Annotated in this window: 15 protein-coding genes; all 15 read right to left on the bottom strand. The window is 46.1% G+C overall.

Annotated features, from left to right (window positions below):
* Positions 1-76: 76 nt before the first annotated feature.
* Complete coding sequence (gene fdhA, locus CW749_RS27690) at positions 77-1,273, bottom strand: formaldehyde dehydrogenase, glutathione-independent (protein ID WP_101115699.1); 1,197 nt, start codon at positions 1,271-1,273, stop codon at positions 77-79.
* Between the two features lie 299 nt (positions 1,274-1,572).
* Positions 1,573-2,433 (bottom strand): formyltetrahydrofolate deformylase, encoded by an 861-nt coding sequence (gene purU, locus CW749_RS27685; RefSeq protein WP_101115697.1) that lies wholly within the window; start codon positions 2,431-2,433, stop codon positions 1,573-1,575.
* Between the two features lie 43 nt (positions 2,434-2,476).
* Positions 2,477-3,097, bottom strand: coding sequence for a sarcosine oxidase subunit gamma family protein (locus CW749_RS28510; protein ID WP_180958513.1), 621 nt, complete (start codon positions 3,095-3,097; stop codon positions 2,477-2,479).
* Positions 3,087-6,110 (bottom strand): sarcosine oxidase subunit alpha family protein, encoded by a 3,024-nt coding sequence (locus tag CW749_RS27680; protein WP_180958512.1) that lies wholly within the window; start codon positions 6,108-6,110, stop codon positions 3,087-3,089. The genes CW749_RS28510 and CW749_RS27680 overlap by 11 nt, the downstream gene beginning before the upstream one ends.
* On the bottom strand, positions 6,107-6,403 hold the full coding sequence (locus CW749_RS27675) for a sarcosine oxidase subunit delta (protein WP_101115696.1): 297 nt from the start codon (positions 6,401-6,403) through the stop codon (positions 6,107-6,109). Before CW749_RS27675 ends, CW749_RS27680 begins: the two co-directional genes overlap by 4 nt.
* Before the next feature lie 9 nt (positions 6,404-6,412).
* Positions 6,413-7,663, bottom strand: a complete 1,251-nt coding sequence (locus tag CW749_RS27670) for a sarcosine oxidase subunit beta family protein (RefSeq protein WP_101115695.1) — start codon at positions 7,661-7,663, stop codon at positions 6,413-6,415.
* Between the two features lie 40 nt (positions 7,664-7,703).
* Positions 7,704-9,077: an L-serine ammonia-lyase gene (locus CW749_RS27665; RefSeq protein ID WP_101115694.1), complete on the bottom strand. Its 1,374-nt coding sequence runs from the start codon at positions 9,075-9,077 to the stop codon at positions 7,704-7,706.
* A gap of 27 nt (positions 9,078-9,104) precedes the next feature.
* Positions 9,105-10,358, bottom strand: coding sequence for a serine hydroxymethyltransferase (glyA, locus tag CW749_RS27660; protein WP_101115693.1), 1,254 nt, complete (start codon positions 10,356-10,358; stop codon positions 9,105-9,107).
* Positions 10,359-10,741: 383 nt separating this feature from the next.
* On the bottom strand, positions 10,742-11,851 hold the full coding sequence (locus tag CW749_RS27655; RefSeq protein ID WP_101115692.1) for a hybrid-cluster NAD(P)-dependent oxidoreductase: 1,110 nt from the start codon (positions 11,849-11,851) through the stop codon (positions 10,742-10,744).
* A 55-nt stretch (positions 11,852-11,906) separates the two neighbouring features.
* Positions 11,907-13,109: a choline ABC transporter ATP-binding protein gene (choV, locus tag CW749_RS27650; protein WP_101115691.1), complete on the bottom strand. Its 1,203-nt coding sequence runs from the start codon at positions 13,107-13,109 to the stop codon at positions 11,907-11,909.
* A gap of 3 nt (positions 13,110-13,112) precedes the next feature.
* Positions 13,113-13,970, bottom strand: coding sequence for a choline ABC transporter permease subunit (gene choW / locus CW749_RS27645; RefSeq protein ID WP_101115690.1), 858 nt, complete (start codon positions 13,968-13,970; stop codon positions 13,113-13,115).
* A gap of 84 nt (positions 13,971-14,054) precedes the next feature.
* Positions 14,055-14,999 carry a choline ABC transporter substrate-binding protein gene (locus CW749_RS27640; protein WP_101115689.1) on the bottom strand — a complete coding sequence of 315 codons (945 nt, stop codon included), beginning with the start codon at positions 14,997-14,999 and terminating at the stop codon, positions 14,055-14,057.
* Positions 15,000-15,073: 74 nt separating this feature from the next.
* Positions 15,074-16,735: a choline dehydrogenase gene (gene betA, locus CW749_RS27635; RefSeq protein ID WP_101115688.1), complete on the bottom strand. Its 1,662-nt coding sequence runs from the start codon at positions 16,733-16,735 to the stop codon at positions 15,074-15,076.
* A gap of 47 nt (positions 16,736-16,782) precedes the next feature.
* Positions 16,783-18,255 (bottom strand): betaine-aldehyde dehydrogenase, encoded by a 1,473-nt coding sequence (gene betB / locus CW749_RS27630; RefSeq protein WP_101115687.1) that lies wholly within the window; start codon positions 18,253-18,255, stop codon positions 16,783-16,785.
* Positions 18,252-18,890: a transcriptional regulator BetI gene (gene betI / locus CW749_RS27625; protein ID WP_101115698.1), complete on the bottom strand. Its 639-nt coding sequence runs from the start codon at positions 18,888-18,890 to the stop codon at positions 18,252-18,254. The genes betB and betI overlap by 4 nt, the downstream gene beginning before the upstream one ends.
* Between the last annotated feature and the right edge of the window lie 437 nt (positions 18,891-19,327).

The raw sequence follows: 19,327 nt of genomic DNA, 5'->3' as shown, positions 1-19,327 counted from the left end.
GACCTTTGTCAGCAGTCTGAATAGCGACCTAATAGGTCGCTATTCTTCGTTTATGTTGTGACTTTGGGTTAATGTTCTACGCAACCATTCCATGTGGATCGATAACAAACTTCTTCGCGACACCGCCATCGAACTCGCTGTACCCATCGGGTGCTTCATCCAAGGAAATAACTTGAACATTAACGGCTTTGGCTATGTCGATTTTATCCCATAGAATCGCTTGCCCTAATTGCCTGTGATATTTCATTACGGGGCATTGACCCGTGACAAAATAATGCGATTTCGCCCAGCCTAGACCAATACGTACACCGAGTTGCCCCATCTTTGCAGCTTCATCGACCGCCCCGGGATCGCCTGTCACGTACAAGCCCGGTATACCGATACCGCCACCAGCACGGCACACGTCCATCATGGTGTTAAGAACCGTTGCAGGTTGCTCTTTGTGATGCGAACAACCATGGCTTCTCGCTTCAAAGCCAACGCAGTCAATTGCTGCATCCACTTCTGGCACACCTAGGATCTGCTCTATCATTTCTGGAACGGTGGATTCCTCTCGAAGATCTATCGTTTCACAACCAAAGCTTCTTGCTTGCTCCAAGCGCGCTGGAATCATATCCCCGACAATCACGCACGCTGCCCCTAGCAAATGAGCAGAAGCGGCACACGCCAATCCAACAGGTCCCGCTCCAGCGATGTATACCGTTGAACCCGGTTGAACCCCTGCCGTCACGGCTCCGTGATAGCCAGTTGGGAAAATATCCGACAGTAGTGTGAGATCTTTGATTTTCTCTAACGCACCTTCACGGTCATCAAACTTAAGTAAGTTGAAGTCGGCATAAGGCACCATAACGTATTCCGATTGCCCACCAACCCAGCCACCCATATCGACATAACCGTATGCAGCGCCGGGGCGCGCAGGATTTACGTTTAAACAAATGCCGGTATTGCCTTCTTTGCAGTTTCGGCATCGGCCACAAGCAATATTAAAGGGAACAGAGACAATATCGCCCACTTCAAGAAACTCGACATCTCGCCCACATTCAATAATTTGCCCCGTAATTTTGTGTCCAAGAACCAGCCCTGCTTCTGCCGTCGTTCGCCCGCGAACCATGTGTTGGTCACTGCCACAAATGTTGGTTGTGATCACTTTTAAAATGACGCCATGTTGGCACGCTCGCTTGCCCATCATAAGTTCTGGGTAAGCAATGGGCTGAACTTCAACACTGTTCTCGCCCATGTACACCACACCGCGGTTTCCATGATTTCCACACATAAATTCCATATCCCTATTCAATTTGATTTGCTGCTCAGTTCGCCTCACATCGACAGGTACAAAAAAGTCGGTACGAGAAAACCAGTGAGCCCCTTTCCAGTTAATCGGTTTATGTGTGGGTAAACATGTCCATATAAGACGCTAAATCGACTGTTTGAGACATGTTAAGAATCTTGAAAGTTAAGACTGCTTAAAGTTGACGATCTCGCTTTAGGTTTGCCTAACAAAACAGAAAACCCCTATTCAATAGGGGCTAAATCTGCTTTTCAAAGATAGGCACTGTTACTTGAACAAACGAACTACTGCTCGAATACGATGGTTTTATTGCTGTAAAGGAACACGCGCTTTTGAATACGCAGTTGAACTGCTTTGGCGAGCGTCAGTGATTCAACGTCCATCCCTTTCTTGGCTAAGTCCTCGGGGTAAAAGCTGTGATTCACCACTTCCATGCCTTGAGTAATGATCGGACCTTCATCCAGTTCATCACTCACATAGTGAGCCGTCGCGCCTAACAGTTTTACCCCTTTTTCATAAGCCTGATGATAGGGTCTCGCGCCTTTAAAGCCTGGCAGAATAGAATGGTGAATATTGATGGCTTTACCTTCCAAGCGTTTACAAAATCCGTTCGACAGAACTTGCATGTAACGCGCCAAGATCAATAGCTCGCATCCATATTCCTCCATGATTTGTTCCACTTTTGCTTCTTGCTCCAATTTAGTTTCTTTCGAAATTGGGAAGTGGTAATACGGAATACCATGCCACTCAGCAAGCGGTTTCAAATCGGGATGGTTGGAGACAATAGCACCCACTTCTACATTTAGGTTTCCGGTGCGGTAGCGATAGAGCAAGTCGTTCAAACAATGGTCGTACTTGGACACCATAATCACCACTTTGGTTTTATGGTTGGCGTTAGAAACTTCCCACTCTAAGTCGAACTTGCTCCCTCTAATATTGAGTTCTTTTGTGAATTGTTCTGAATTGAAGCTCGCGCCTTCCATCATTCGAAAATCCACACGGATGAAAAACCGCCCTGATACCTCATCGTCAAATGAGCTCAATTCACTGATGTAAGCATTCCACTCGTACAAAAAGCGAGTAACTACATCAACCGTTCCCTGTCGGCTTGGGCAGCTAGCGGTAAGAATATAGTGCTGTGTCATGCCATTCCCCTTCGGTATGTCGGCGGTTAGGTTCTATCGGCGACTAAACACCGACGTTTAAAGAAAAACCATATTCTTTAGAGGCATCTTGCAACCATAAACACAGGTAGTCTGCAAAGCTTCTGCGTACGATTAAATCGACTTGATGATCTCCGCGTCGAATCATGTGCACGGAGCTTTTCGCAAACACGGTGCCGACGACTTTGCCAATAGGAAACGACTCTAAATCGGTGTCGTAAGGACACGACTTTTTAATAACATCCAGAGTGTGTTTCCCACTCAGGCGTATCACCGTTTGTGCACCACTCACATCAACCACAGAAAAGTGCCCGTTCAATTCGTTTCTCAGATCTGCCTCTAATACGATGTGTGATTTTTCCTTAGAGACAATAAGCCATTCATCGGGTGACATCCAATAAATGCTGGTCTCACCTTCTGTTTTTGATTGGCAAGCAGAACGAGGTAATGTCAATCCAACCGCATTTTGAATGCCTAATACAAATTCAGGATCATTGCCGTTTCCACGAACAATGATATGAGTCAGTGCAGCCAACTCCCGAATTTCGACGCCATTCCCTTCATTCAAATTCGCCTCTGCTGAAAGCGCGACGTGTTGCAACGGAGAATCCATTCTAGGGGCAAATTTCATTTCATTATTCGACATTTTGGCGCTCTCCCTTTGGATCATAAAATACAGAACTGGTGATCTCAGCTTCTAAAACCCTGCCATCGGCTAACGGAAAATAAACCGACTCGCCTAACATGGCTAACCCATTTTTGATCATCCCCAGAGCAATGGAGTGCCCTAAACATGCGCTGTAGTAACTTGAGGTCACGTGACCGATCATTGTCATCGGAACCGGTTCTTTAGGGTCAAGTACCGCTTGTGCCCCCTCAGGTATAACGGCTTGGCTATCTTTACAACGAAGACCAACAAATTGCTTCCTATCGGTACGAGATGTATCTTCCCGCTCCCATGAACGCTTGCCAATGTAACTGAATGCCTTCTTCTTACCGACAATCCAATTCATGTCCATATCCTGAGGTGTAACCGAGCCGTCCGTATCTTGTCCTGCGATGATAAAGCCTTTTTCTGCACGTAGAATGTGCATGGTTTCGGTTCCGTACGGAGTGATATCGAACTCTCTCCCCGCTTCCATAATCGTTTCCCAAACGTAAGATCCGTAATTGGCTTGCACGTTAATTTCGAAAGAGAGCTCCCCAGTAAAACTGATTCGGAAAATACGCGCTTTCACGCCGGCAACTTCGCCACTCTGCCACGTCATGTATGGGAAAGATTCGTTCGACACATCCCAATCTGGCGCTATTTTTTCGAGCAGCTTTCGGCTATTCGGACCAGATATCGTCATCGTCGACCAATGATCTGTAACGCTGGTAAAATACACATTAAGTTCTGGCCATTCGGTTTGGTGCCACAACTCCAACCATTGCAAAACGGCCGCTGCGCCCCCCGAGGTAGTGGTCATAATGAAGTGATTATCGTTGATGCAAGAGGTCACACCGTCGTCGAAAATCATCCCATCTTCCTTACACATCACGCCATATCGGCACTTTCCGGGCGCAAGTTGGCTCCAAGGGTTGGTGTAAATTCGATTGAGAAACTCACGCGCATCGGCACCCTGAATATCGATTTTACCCAGCGTTGAGGCATCCAAGATCCCCACACTGTTTCGCGTAGCTAAACATTCTCGGCTCAGGGATTCCTGCATGGTTTCATTGCCTTTTGGGTAATACCAAGGGCGCTTCCATTGGCCAACATTTTCAAAGAGCGCACCATGCTCAATGTGCCATTTATGCATGGAAGTAAATCGAGCAGGGTCAAACAAATGCCCCGCATCACGCCCCGCTAACGCACCGAAAGTGACAGGTGTGTACATGGGTCGGAAAATCGTGGTGCCTGTTTCTGCGATGGTTTTTCCCATCGCCTTCGCGGCAATTGCCATACCATTGATGTTGCCAGTTTTACCTTGGTCGGTTCCAAAACCCATTGCGGTATAGCGCTTGATGTGCTCTATGCTCTCAAAACCTTCTCGGGTTGCCAGCACAATCCCTGCCGCTATCACGTCGTTTTGGAAATCGACAAACTGCTTTGGTGCGCGGCTAATAGAGCGCTCATGAGGACATAAGTAGAGTTCCATTGAATCGCTCATAATGGGCTCTTCTATTGCTGGAAACTCTCCTAAATCTTGATTTGGTTTAACGCCAAGAGAACTAAGAAGGCTTTGGACTTCGGCAATCGCCTGATCGGCAATGGCGTTTAGGCTGTATGCCCCATTAACACCGCCAATACAGGTTTGGTCCTGAACCGTTTTACCCGGAACAAAACCCAAACTGTCTTCACACCAAACGGGTTTGGAACCTGTGTGACAAGACAAGTGAACTGCTGGGCTCCATCCACCCGAGCTGGCAATGGTATCGCAGCTCACTTCAACCACGCTACCTATCACCTTATCGCCCGCTTCGTTAATCGGCGCGACTTTGGCACTTTTTACTCGTTTGTTTCCACATGCCTGAATCACGCACGAGCCTTCAAAAACAGAAATGCCCTGATCAATCGCCCAATCCATGAGATGTGCAGCGACTTGTTTACGTGAATCCACAATGGCAGCGACATGCTTACCGGCTTCTACCCACGCTTTTGCTGTTTCGTATGCGCCATCATTGGTTGTCATTAGCAAAAGCGCTTCACCTGGTACAACCCCATACTGGCGCACATAAGTCGTTACTGCACCAGCAAGCATGTTACCCGGCAGATCATTGTTGCCATACACTAACGGGCGCTCAATCGCACCGGTAGCCAAAACGACCTTTTTTGCACGAATACGATGAAGTCGCTGACGTGGACCTTCGGTATTTTCACCGAGATGATCGGTGCGTCTTTCCACTACCCCGACAAAATTCTGGTCGTAGTAACCAAATGCCGTGCTGCGGCTTAGGATCATGCACTTACTGTCTTTACTGAGTTCGATTATCGTCTCATCAATCCAGTCTGACGACGTGAGTCCGTTGATTTTGGTGTTGGAAGACAAGAGTGCGCCACCGAGTTGGTGCTGTTCGTCTACCAAGATGATTCTGAGCCCTTGCCCGATCAGTTTTTTGGCTGCGGTCAAACCCGCAAAGCCGCCACCTACAATCAAGACATCGCAATGGTGGTTCATCTTGTCGTATTCGTCGACATCTGGTGCTGTTGGAGTATTGCCTAAACCCGCGGCTTTACGGATGTATTTTTCGTACGTTGGCCACAGTGATTGAGGATACATAAAGGTTTTGTAGTAAAAACCTGGGGGCATCATGCCACCGGCCAACTTTCCTAGCCCAGCTTTGAAATCGATATCGATATTTGGCCAACCTGAAACACTGCTGCACACTAAGCCTTCATAAAGCTCTGTTTGCGTTGCTCTTAAGTTTGGAATGGTCGTACTGGCTGAACTGCCAACTTGTAAGATGGCATTCGGCTCTTCTGCGCCGCTGCCAAAAATGCCGCGAACACGACCGTATTTGAAACTTCGCCCGACGATATCGATGCCATTTGCCAACAAGGCTGATGCGACTGTATCCCCCGCGTAGCCAGTAAGCTGCTTGCCGTTGAAGGTAAAATTAATTGGTTCGTGTCTGTCTATCAATCCGCCAGATTGTGTGCGATTGGACTGTGTCATTCCTGTACCTCCGACGTAGATTGCTTAGGCGACTGCCCCATTTCGTAGACTTCAACAATCTCGTATGAGACCGTGTCTCGCGTTACGTTGAAGAACTTTCTACACCCTGTGGCATGGAACCACATTTCATGATGCAACCCTTTCGGATTTTTACGGTGGAATAAGTATTCACCCCATTCTTTATCACTTAGTGACGCAGGCTCGAGGGGTCGCTCGATGTGCGCCTCTCCAGCATAAGAAAACTCTTCTTCTTCACGATGTTCCTGACAGTAAGGACAATACAAGTGCAACATAATTAACTCCTAGTGCGCGACACCTGCAGCGCCATGTTCATCAATCAAATACCCTGATACAAAACGATCCATCGCGAACGGTTTTGCTAGCGGATGCGGGTCGTCATACGCGATTGTATGAGCAAAAACATGCCCTGATCCTGGCGTTGCTTTAAAGCCTCCTGTTCCCCAACCGCAGTTAAAATACAACCCTTTGATTGGTGTTTTACTGATAATGGGGCAGGCATCTGGACAGGTATCAACGATCCCTCCCCAGTGGCGGTTTAACCTCACTCGGCTAACAATTGGGAACATTTCCTTAATGGCAGAAATAGTGTGTTCGATTACCGAAAATGACCCTCTTTGCCCGTAGCCTAAGTAGCTGTCTATACCCGCACCGATGACCAAATCACCTTTATCCGATTGGCTCATGTAGCCATGGACATGATTAGACATCACAACGGTGTCGAGCACTGGTTTCAATGGCTCAGAAACCATCGCCTGAAGAGGGTGAGATTCCAGTGGAAGAGACAAACCCACCATATTGGCTAACACACCAGAATTTCCAGATGCCACGCAGCCAACCTTGTTTGCACCAATAAATCCGTTTGATGTTTCCACGCCAACGACACGACCATCTTGAACCCTTATGTCGGTGACTTCCGTTTGCTGAATAAGATCCACACCCAGCTTGTCGGCGGCGCGAGCAAATCCCCATGCGACGGCATCGTGACGCGCCGTACCGCCTCTCGGTTGCCAGCTTGCGCCCAAAACGGGATACCGAGCGTTGTCTGAGCAATCCAGAATAGGCACCATTTCTTGCACTTGGTCTCGGTTGAGAACCTCGCCGTCTATTCCGTTTAGGCGATTGGCGTTCACTCTTCTCTCAATGTCTCTCATGTCTTGTAGGGTATGCCCTAAGTTCAGTACGCCTCGTTGGCTGAACATTAGGTTGTAATTCAAATCGACTGACAACCCTTCCCATAACTTCATGGCATGTTCATACAGCTTTGCCGCTTCATCCCAAAGGTAATTTGAACGTACAATCGTGGTGTTTCGTGCTGTGTTACCACCACCTAAGTACCCTTTTTCAACCACAGCGATATTCTTTACCCCGTGATTTTTTGCCAGATAATAAGCTGTCGCCAAACCATGACCACCGCCGCCTACGATGATCACATCGTAAGCCTTTTTGGGCTTTGGGTTACGCCATACACGCTGCCAGTTTTCATGGTATGAAAGAGCATGCTTGAACAGACCGAACCCTGAATATTTGCTCATTGTTGATTCCTTTCTACTACGCAGTCACAACTGTGTCTGACTAACATTCAATGACGTTGACGGCTAAGCCACCACGTGACGTTTCTTTGTACTTATCCAACATATCTTTTCCAGTATCTCTCATGGTTTTAATCGCGGTATCGAGAGAGACAAAATGGCTACCATCACCTTTCAACGCCATGGATACAGCGTTAATCGCTTTCACCGCTGCCATGGCGTTGCGTTCAATACACGGTACTTGAACGAGTCCTCCAACTGGGTCGCACGTTAAGCCTAGGTTATGTTCCATCCCAATTTCCGCCGCGTTTTCAACTTGCTCGGGGGTCGCCCCAACCGCTTCAGCCAACCCTGCAGCAGCCATTGCACATGCCGACCCCACTTCGCCTTGGCACCCAACTTCTGCACCTGAGATAGAGGCGTTGGTTTTGCATAGCATGCCAATAGCTGCAGCACTCAAAAGAAACCGAATAACACCTGCTTCGTTACCATTGCAAAACTCTAGGTAATATTTAATCACAGCGGGAATAATGCCTGCTGCGCCGTTAGTGGGGGCTGTTACTACTTTGCCACCGGCTGCGTTTTCTTCGTTAACCGATATGGCGTACAGGTTTACCCACGCCATAGAGTCGAGATGCCGAATTCCGGTTTCTTGATTCATGTCGCACAGGTCGCGATGCATTTGAGGTGCGCGCCGCTTAACCGATAACCCACCAGGAAGAATCCCATCCTTGGTTAGCCCTCTGTCGATGCAACTTGTCATGACACCCCAGATTTCATTGATACCATCCAGTACGCTCACTTCATCACGAAACGCACATTCGTTTGCTAGCATAATTTTATGTATCGGGTGTCCAGTTTTATTGCAGATGGCAAGCAACTGTTCTGCTGTATTAAACGGGTATGGAATAGGCGCAGCTTGAACGTTGAAAACTGAGTTTTCTTTCCCTTGCTCAACAACAAACCCACCACCTACGGAATAATAGGTTTTGCTATTAATAACGGCGCCTTCCGCGTTGCTGGCTGTTAGCGTCATCGCGTTAGGGTGCCCAGGCAAGATCTCCTCACCTTTGAAAAGCATGTGTTTTTCTTCAAAAAAACGAATCCATTTGTCTTGGTTTAGAAAAATCAACTCGGTTGCGTTGATAGAACGAATACGAGCCTCAATTTCTTCCGATTGAACCAATTCCGGTGTGTAGCCCTCTAAACCAATTTTCACGGCCGTATCGGTACTGTGCCCCTTCCCTGTTGCACCTAATGATCCGAACAACTCACATTGGATCTCTTCCACTGAATCGATGACGTTTTGCTGCGCGAGTTCCTCTACAAACATGTTGGCGGCTTTCATCGGTCCCACGGTATGGGAGCTAGACGGCCCCACACCTATCTTAAACATGTCGAATATACTGATTGCCATAATGCCGTACCTATCAAGTCGCATTTACTAGCGATAAACCGGATGCTCAGAACAAAGCTTTTCGACTTGCTCTTTCACTTCTTGGACGACAACATCAGACTCGATATTATCGAGAATGTCGCATATCCAGTTTGCCAGTAGTGCCACTTCTTGCTCTTTAAAGCCACGCGTTGTAACCGCTGGGGTTCCTATCCTCAGACCGCTCGTCACGAATGGGGATTGAGGGTCATTCGGTACTGCATTTTTGTTCACGGTGATATTGGCACGGCTTACTGCTTCATCCGCCGCTTTCCCGGTTAAACCTTTACTTACTAGGCTCAATAAAAACAAATGGTTGTCTGTTCCGCCTGAAATCACTTCGTAATCTCGTTGCTGAAAAACCTCTGCCATTACCTGAGCGTTTTTCACAACTTGGCGTTGGTAGCTAGCAAAATCCTCCGACATCGCTTCTTTGAAGGCGACGGCTTTAGCCGCAATCACGTGCATTAACGGACCACCTTGCCCACCGGGAAAAACCGCTGAATTCAGTTTCTTTTCTAGCGCTTCGTTTTTACGGCAAAGGATCAACCCGCCACGTGGTCCACGTAATGTTTTGTGCGTTGTTGTTGTGACAACGTCGGCAAATGGTACGGGGTTCGGATATTCACCAGCGACGATTAAGCCTGCTACATGAGCCATGTCCACCATTAAGTACGCGCCTACCGAATCGGCTATTTTGCGGAATCTTTCCCAATCCACCACTCGTGAATAAGCGGAAAAGCCTGCAACGATCATTTTTGGTTGATGCTCAGAAGCCAATGCTTGAACTTGGTCGTAGTCAATTTCACCTGTTTCTTCGTTTAAGCCATATTGAACGGAGTGATATTGCTTACCAGAAAAACTGACTTTTGCGCCATGGGTTAAATGCCCACCGTGAGCTAGGCTCATCCCCAATACGGTGTCACCTGGGTTTAATAGCGCCATGTAAACAGCTGAATTCGCTTGAGAGCCTGAGTGTGGCTGTACGTTCGCATAGTCCGCTCCAAAGAGCTGCTTTGCTCGTTCAATCGCAATCGATTCCACAACGTCTACATGTTCACAACCACCGTAATAGCGTTTTGCAGGGTAGCCCTCGGCGTATTTATTAGTGAGTTGTGTGCCTTGCGCTTCCATCACCCTTTGACTGGTGTAGTTTTCTGATGCGATCAATTCCACGTGGTGCTGCTGACGGTCCGTTTCGGCTTCTATCGCGTTCCAAATCTCGTCGTCAAACCCTTTCACTGTATCCTTACGGTTGAACATGTTTTCTCTCCATTCAAATCATTCATCGCACTCAGGGAAAGTCTAATTTTTCGAGCTGAGGCTTTTTTCCACGCGGGTTTTGCGCGGATTGTTTGTATGGTTTGATACTAGCGAGCACAAGGTAGGGGATGATGCTTTTTTACGTCGACAATTATTCTATTTACGACGCCAAAAATAACTTAATTACTGCAGACTAAAAGTCTTCATAGGTGGGCATAAAAAAAGGTTAGCGCAAGCTAACCTAATGACCAATGGCTTCCCGACAAGGCGTAGCTTAATGAACATCCCTGTAATTTCGCGTGTCAACGAAGTTGGCTTATACAAGTGTCGATTAATGCTCGGTCACACAAATACTCAGTCAAACAAATACTCGGCCAAACAAATTATGTTTTGATAACGACATGGCTCTTCGGTGTAGAACAACAACTCAGAATGTATCCATCATTCTCGTCATCTTCAGTAATCCCACCGTTGTGGCTCATTTCGACTTCACCTGAAACCAATTTGACTTTACATGTACCGCAGATCCCCATTCCACATGCTTTGGGGATATGTAGCCCAGCTTTTGAGGCCGCGGATAACAATGTATCTTCTGCGGTAATCTTGGCGCTTCTATCTGCGTCCTCAAACAAGACTTCAAACAGATTGGTGTCATCCGGTTGAAGCAAAGCATGTTCCGCCGATTCTAATGCCTCTTCTTTTGCTTCTTCCGGTGGTGCACCAAAGCTTTCTTCGAAATAGTTTTCCATTGGAAAATTCAGTGCTTGAAGGATCTTTTTTACCGCATTCATGTATGGTGTCGGCCCACAGCAAAACACGTATCTGTCCTGAAAATCGGGGGCAATCAATTGGAGGGTTTCCTTCGATAAATAGCCACGAAATCCCATCCAGCTATCGCCTATATTTTGCCTTTCACAAATTATCGCCAATTCAAAGTTATCGATCCGCGAATCCATAAATTCCAGCTCGCGGTGATAAATAATGTCTTTCGGAGTCTGCGCGCTGTGGATAAACTTCATATCTACATTGCCGTTAGTATCAAACCACCAACGCGCCATTGACATTAAGGGAGTCACACCAACGCCACCGGATAATAGCAGCACCTTGTCGGCAGTTTGATCAATACAGTTAAAGTTACCTACCGGTCCGTGAACCGCTAGCTCGCTTTCCACCATCATATTATCGTGCAGCCAATTAGAAACTTTCCCACCTTTCACTCGCTTTACGGTTATTGAAAAGCTATAAGGTACAGACGGAGACGACGAGATCGTATAGCTTCTCATCACTTGCTCTTCGTCTATTTCAAGCTCTAGCGTGACAAATTGACCCGGTTTGAAAAAGAACATAATGGGGCTCTGACTCATGAAGCAAAATGTTTTCACATCATGCGTTTCTTGAATCACTTTTACACAACGAACCATATGACGACCATTAACCCAAGTTTGAGTGTTGATTGGGCTAAGGTTAACTGGATTTTCATCAATCACGGTCATGGTGCGACTCCTTCCTATTCACTCTGTGTTTAACGTTGGCGGTTGTATTGCGTTATTATCCTTCGGACACTTGGCTGAAATGTTTTCCTAGCAAAGCGTGATAGAAGTCTTTGTCTGACAATACGCCACAAATGCGTCCATTCTCTTCGATAACGATTGGACGACCAGTTCGATAACGTATTTCTAGTGCTTCTCTCATTGTGATACTCGGGCTTGCAACAACGAGACTCTCGACCGACAACGCTTCGATATCGACTTCCTGATTCCACTTAAGTAGATGAATATCCCCCGCATGTTGGCTACCGGCGGACATAACCTCTCCTTTTAGTGACACCGTAACCCAACTTATTTTCTCTTGGTCGAGGTAATACCGATCATCATTAACTGCGAGCTCTTTTGCCGGCGTCATTAACGACTCACCACAAAGAACATTTAAAGGGTTGGTGTGAGCAACGAACTCACGGACATATTCGGTGGATGGACGTAAAACGATATCTTCTGGTTTGCCTTGCTGAATAATCCGAGCCGATTCCATAATGGCGATGTTAGTACCCAGTTTTAACGCTTCATCTAAATCATGACTAACAAAAATGATGGTTTTCTTTAGACGCGTTTGGAGTTCTAACAATTCATCTTGGAGTTGGTTCCGAATAAGAGGATCGAGCGCAGAGAAAGGTTCGTCCATCAGCAGGACATCAGCGTCCATTGAGAAAGCGCGAGCTAAACCTACTCGCTGCTGCATTCCACCGGATAACTCATGCGGATATTTCTCGGACCACTCTGCCAGCCCAACCATCTCGAGTTGTTCCATCGCTTTAGAGATACGAACCCCTTTAGCGATGCCTTTCATTTCCAGTCCAAATGCCACGTTTTCAACAACCGTTAACCAAGGCATTAATGCAAATTTTTGGAAAACCATGGACACACAGTTAGCACGAATGGTTCTTAGCGTGTCTCTGTCGCAGGTAGCAATATCGGTTTGTTCACCATCATATTCAACAACAAGCTCGCCGCGAGTCGTTGTATTCAGACCATTTATTGCTCGCAGTAAACTGGACTTCCCTGATCCTGAAAGCCCCATAAGAACGCATATTTCACCTTCTTTAACTTCCAAACTGGCATTGTGTACGCCAACAATATCCCCAGTTTCGTTTGAGATTTCTTGTCGCGTTTTTCCTTGGTCTAGCATTTCTAAGGTTCTATCGAGATCGTTTTGACCAAAAATGATGTCCAGATTTTTAATAGTGACTGATGCCATTGTTTATCCCTCTTCTCTGCCGCCAGTAACGCTTTTTGGCTGCTTGCACAGACGGTCTAAAATAATCGCGACCAAAACGATGGCTAAACCAGACTCGAAACCTTGAGAAATGTTTACTGTGTTTAGCGCCCGAATTACGGGTTTTCCTAATCCGTCAGCGCCAACTAGCGCAGCAATAACCACCATAGATAGCGATAGCATGATGCACTGAGTAATTCCGGCCATGATGGTGGGTAACGCTGCCGGTAATTCAACTTTAAATAGTAGCTGCCTACGATTTGCACCAAATGCTTTACCCGCTTCTAACAATTCTTCAGGGACGCGAATGATACCGAGATAAGTCAGTCGAATAGGTGCGGCGATAGCAAAGATAATGGTTGAAATAAGCCCAGGAACAACGCCTAAGCCAAACAATATGAGTGTGGGGATTAAGTACACAAAGGTGGGAATGGTCTGCATTAAGTCCAATATTGGCCGTAAACCTACATATAGCCACGGCTTGTGGGCAGCAAGAATACCAATCGGAACCCCGACGACGACACATAAAGCCGTTGCCGAGAAAACCAATACGAACGTTTCTATCATTTCTGGCCAGTAGCCCAAATTTAATATGAGCAAAAGCGCGAAAATGATGAAGACAGACATACCGATGCTTCTATGTAAGGCAAACGCTAAACCAGCGGTAAAAGCAATTAAGAACCACGGCGGAAACCACTGGAAAAGTTCGACAACAAGTAAAATCATCCATTCCAGACTGAATGCAATCGCATCAAAAAAGCCTGATGCGTGACCGATTAACCAATCAACAAATGCTTCAATCCAAGACCCTAACGGTATTTTATTTTCGATAAACCAATTCATTACACTACATCGCTATCCATAGACAGATGGAAGGAAGATAAAGCTAAACGCCTGCCTTCCTACCATGCTGTTCATTGTTATTTGTTATATGTTCAGATGTGCTTTAACGGCGGCTAACCCGACTGTCCCGTCTTTGGTGGAGACACCTTTTAGCCACGTATCCAATACACTCGGATTTGCCTGTAACCATTCACGAGCCGCTTTTCTAGGGTCTTCTCCCTTATCGAGTATTGCGCCCATGACTTCGTTTTCCATGTCCAAGCTAAATTCAATATTGGTCAGGAGGGTACCGACATTTGGGCACTCTCGAATGTAACCATGACGTACATTGGTGTGGACCACCGCACCGCCAAAATTAGGACCAAAATAGTCATCACCACCATCTAGATAATCGATTTCAAAGTTGCTGTTCATTGGGTGTGGAGCCCAGCCAAGGAACACTATCCATTGATCTCTTCGGATGCTGCGAGCCACTTGAGAAAGCATGCCTGCTTCGCTTGATTCAACTAGGCTGAACCCTTTCAACCCAAACGCATCGGTATCGATCATTTTTTGAATCAGGCGGTTTCCATCATTCCCTGGCTCTATGCCGTAGATTTTGCCTTTGAGTTCTCGTTTGTATTTGGCAATGTCTGAGAAGTTCTTGATGCCTGCGTCAAACGCAGCCTTATTAACCGCAAGGGTATATTTTGCGCCTGTTAAGTTAACCTTTACCATGTCCACACTGCCTTCAGACATGTACTTTTCAACATCTGACGCCATGGTTGGCATCCAGTTACCCAAAAAGACGTCAATGTCATTATTGGCTAACGAATTATATGTAACGGGGACAGATAGAAGCTGTGTACTTGTCTCGTAACCTAAGCCCTCTAGTACTTCTGAGGTAATCGCTGTGGTAGAAGTGATGTCTGTCCACCCGACATCTGCAAAGCGGACGAGATGGCATTGGTTGGCCATCGCTGAAGAGCTCAACAATGCCGTCAATGCCAGTGCATATTTCCCTATTTGCTTACCAATAGTTGCCTTCATAACTTTCTCCTTGTTGTTATGACTTTCTTCGACCCAACGCGGTGTTAACGCCCCAAACGTTGAATCTATAAACCCTATCTTTGTTTCACTTGATACTCTGGGTGAACCCAAACATCGATATTCGAAATCGGGGAGATAAATCCTTTGCCTAATATGGAATCGGACAGTTTCTCTGCCATCATGATGGTCGGTGCGTTCAAATTTCCGCTGATGATGCTCGGCATGATAGACGCGTCAACTACTCTGAGATTGTCCGCGCCATATACTCGTCCGTGCTCGTCAACAACAGCCATCGGATCATCCTCTGCCCCCATTTTGCAGGTGCAAGAGGGATGGTAGGCGCTGTCTCCTTTTTCACGAATGAAGGCGTCTATCTCTGCATCAGTTCTAACGTTTAAACCTGGTTTGATTTCCTTTCCTCGAAAGGAAGCGAATGCGTCTTGGGCAAAAATTTCTCGCGTGAGCGTAATGCATTGGCGCATTTCCCATACGTCTCGATCCGTGGCTAAGTAATTAGGTTGAATGATGGGATACTCAAATGGGTCCGCCGATCTAAGTGTGATTTCACCACGGCTTTCAGGTCTCATGGTTCCAACGTGTGCTTGAAAGGCATGTCGGTCACCCTGATCTCTGCCATGATCGTTTACTAACCCAGGCAAAAAGTGATACTGAATATCAGGGTGCTTCACGCCAGCCTCGGTTCGAATAAATCCACCGGACTCCAAATGAGCCGTTGAGCACCACCCTGTTTTATTAAGAAACCATTCGGCTCCCCACATCACTTGATTTACTGGATTGGTGGATTTATAGAGAGTGATCGGTTGAACGCATTCTTGCTGAACGTAAACTTCTAGATGGTCTTGTAAGTTTTTTCCCACACCGGGGCTGTGCACAACCGAATCGATACCGTGCTTGGCCAATTCTTTTTCATCACCAATACCCGACAACATAAGCAGTTGAGGCGAATTTATAGCGCCACCTGAGAGAATCACTTCTTTGTCTGCGTAGGCTCTTTTGGTCTTGCCACCTTGCACATATTCAACACCAATCGCTTTCGTTCCATCGAATAGGATTCGTGTCGTCATCGCCCCCACTTCAGTTTGTAAATTTTCACGCTGCAATACGGGTCTTAAGTATGCTTGTGCTGTGCTTTCACGTTTTCCGTTATGAATCGTCATATCCATAACACCAAAACCTTCTTGCTGATAACCGTTCATATCTGTTGTCTTTGGGTAACCAGCTTGGACACCCGCTTCAACAAAAACATCAAACAATGGGTTTGGAAAATCGCCCGTATGTACCCTTAACGGACCGTTATGACCTCGATAGGCGTCTCCTCCAACCTTCCGGCTTTCCGCCCTTTTGAAGTAGGGTAATACATCTTCATAAGACCACCCTTTCGCACCTTCACTTTCCCAACGGTCATAATCCAACGCGTGACCTCTGATGTAGACCATTGCATTCAGCGCCGATCCACCGCCCCAACATTTCCCTCTCGGCCAGTACATTTGTCTGTTGTTCATATGCGCTTGAGGCTCGGTTTTGTAAAACCAATTGTATTTGTCATCTTCTAAGTTGTAGACGAGCCCCGCAGGCATATGAATTTTCCATGTATCGTCCTTTCTTCCTGCTTCAAAAAGCAATACGCTGAAATCGCCATCTTCAGTTAATCTATTCGCTAATACGCATCCTGCTGAACCTGCGCCTACAACAATGTAATCGGTGCGATGATCCATAGTTATTCCCTTACTATTCCCTGTCTCATTGAGACTTATTAACCCCTTTAATAAGGGCTTTCTATATCACCAAGCTCTACATACACGCTTTTCACTTGCGTATATTGGTTTAATGTTTCAGGTCCGTTTTCCCGACCAATTCCTGACTGCTTGTAACCGCCAACAGGCATTTCCGCTGGTGATGCTCCCCATGTATTTATCCAACAAATACCCGCATCTATTTTTGCGATCACTCGGTGAGCTCTGGATACATCTTTGGTAAATACCCCAGCTGCCAATCCAAATTCAGTACAGTTAGCGCGCTCAATAACTTCGCTCTCAGAGTCAAACTTTAAAACAGACATGACTGGGCCAAATATCTCATCAACGACATTTGGCATTTCGTCTGTGCAGTCAAAGAAAACCGTTGGCTCGACAAAGTATCCGTTCTCTGTTTCTAGTGAGACATGTCGCCGTCCACCACAAAGCAATTTCGCGCCTGATTGACTGGCAAGGTCGATATAACTCAGTACCTTATTAAGGTGGTTTTCATTGATTAAAGCCCCGACTTGTGTGCTCAGTAATCTTGGCTCCCCAACAACCAGCTGCTCTGTTTTCAATTTCACTTTGCGCAGAAACTCGTCATATACGCCTGACTGAACAAAGACGCGTGTGCCGTTGGTGCAAACTTCTCCCTGCGTGTAAAAGTTGGCTAACAACGCACCAACCACCGCATTATCAATATCTGCGTCATCAAAAATCATGAGTGGAGACTTGCCCCCAAGCTCCATCGTGACTTCTTTTAACGTGCTGGCCGCATCTTGCATGACTTTACGACCAGTGCCGCACTCTCCGGTAAACGATACTTTTTCGATTCCAGAATGACGTGTGAGATATTGCCCAACTCGATAATCACCCTGGACAATGTTGAAAACGCCATCAGGTAAGCCGGCTTTTTTAAGTGCTTCTGCCAAGTAGTAGATTGACAGCGGCGTCTCTTCAGAAGGTTTAAAAATCATTGAGTTACCAGCAGCTAAGGCGGGTCCAGTCTTCCAACAGGCGATTTGAATGGGATAATTCCATGCGCCAATGCCAGCACACACACCCAATGGCTCACGTCGCGTGTAAAAAAACTGGCTATCAGACAGTGGTTGCTGAGCCCCTTGAAGACCAAGGACTAACCCGGCGTAATATTCAATAACGTCCGCACCAGTCTGAATATCAACTTCCAGCGCTTCTTGTATAGGTTTTCCTGTATCGATTACCTCAATTAACGCAATGTCGTCGTTCCATTCACGTAAGTATTCTGCCGCCTGCCGGAGAATCCGGCTTCGTTCTACTGCTGAATACTTTGCCCAAACCTTCCCTCCTTTTTTTGCAGCAGAAACGGCACTGTCTACATCTTCACTGGACGCTTGCTGTATTTCGCAGACGATCTCTCCATTCGCTGGATTAATGGATGTAAAGCGCTCTGCAGACGTCGCATCAACATACTCTCCACCTATAAAAAGTTGTTTTAAATCGCCACTTATTTCACTCATTGAAGTGTTCCTTTCTTGGTATGCGCAAAATACTGTTTGTCTTCTAATAACGCCTCAGGTAATTGGCTAAATAGATATTCTTCGATTAATCGTTGCGCAAATTCAGCATCGATACCTTTCGGGTTTAATGCTCCTCTAAGCCAAATTCCGTCAATTAATGAAGCGGTAGTCATGGCAACCATTTTTGCTTTTTCTTTTGGTAGCACTTTTTTAAGTTCATAAACTAAATGAGAAACCAATCGTTGCTCGTTTACTCTTTGCAAACGAAAAAGCATGGGGTTGTGCATTGCTTGGGGCCAGAAGGCTAACCACGTTTTTACTATTCGCCTCTCGACCTGCCTATGGTCGAAATTTCCACCTACAATCGCCTTAATTCTTCCCAAAACATCACTTTCATGAATATCCGAAAGGCGTTCTTTGACTCCTTCTGCCAACAGCTGCAATACCTGACGCATAGTGGCTTCAAGCAGACCGTTTTTCCCACCAAAGTAGTGATTTATAATTGCTGGAGATACACCTGCCGCTTCACTAATTAAGGCAACGCTGGCACTTTGCATTCCTACGCGGTCAATAACCGTCATAGTCGCGTCTATTAACTGCGGCTTCCTTATTTCTGGCATTCCTACTTTTGGCATAACACCCTCTAAATATTCGAATAGGATTTTTATTAAATGACTATTTAACAAAACAATGCGACCTATTAAGAATATTGTCAACGCAGTGAAATCGGCGTGAAAAGTCAAAAAAACAAATAAAAACCCAAAGAAAAACATTTATAATTATTTGTTTTTAAAGGCTTAAATTCAATTTAATATCGAAAGTTGAAATGGGAGAGAATGGAAAAGTGCGGGTTTCTGATAGCGCAATTAAGAATAATGGTGTCGTCTTTAGGATAAGAGAAACAGAAAGTAGATTTATATAAATCTCTTTTATTAAAGCACCCAATATTAACTAAATCACATGCTCGATGAAAAATAACGCTTACGTATATTTATCTAATTAAATTAAGTCACTTAGTTGTTGTCGGTTTATAAATAAAAATGCCGAGGCTTTGAAGTGACCCCCAATAGTT

Origin of the sequence: Vibrio sp. vnigr-6D03 (assembly GCF_002835515.1) — a bacterium.
Classification (GTDB): Bacteria; Pseudomonadota; Gammaproteobacteria; order Enterobacterales; family Vibrionaceae; genus Vibrio; species Vibrio penaeicida.
This window is presented reverse-complemented; position numbering and strand designations above follow the sequence as displayed.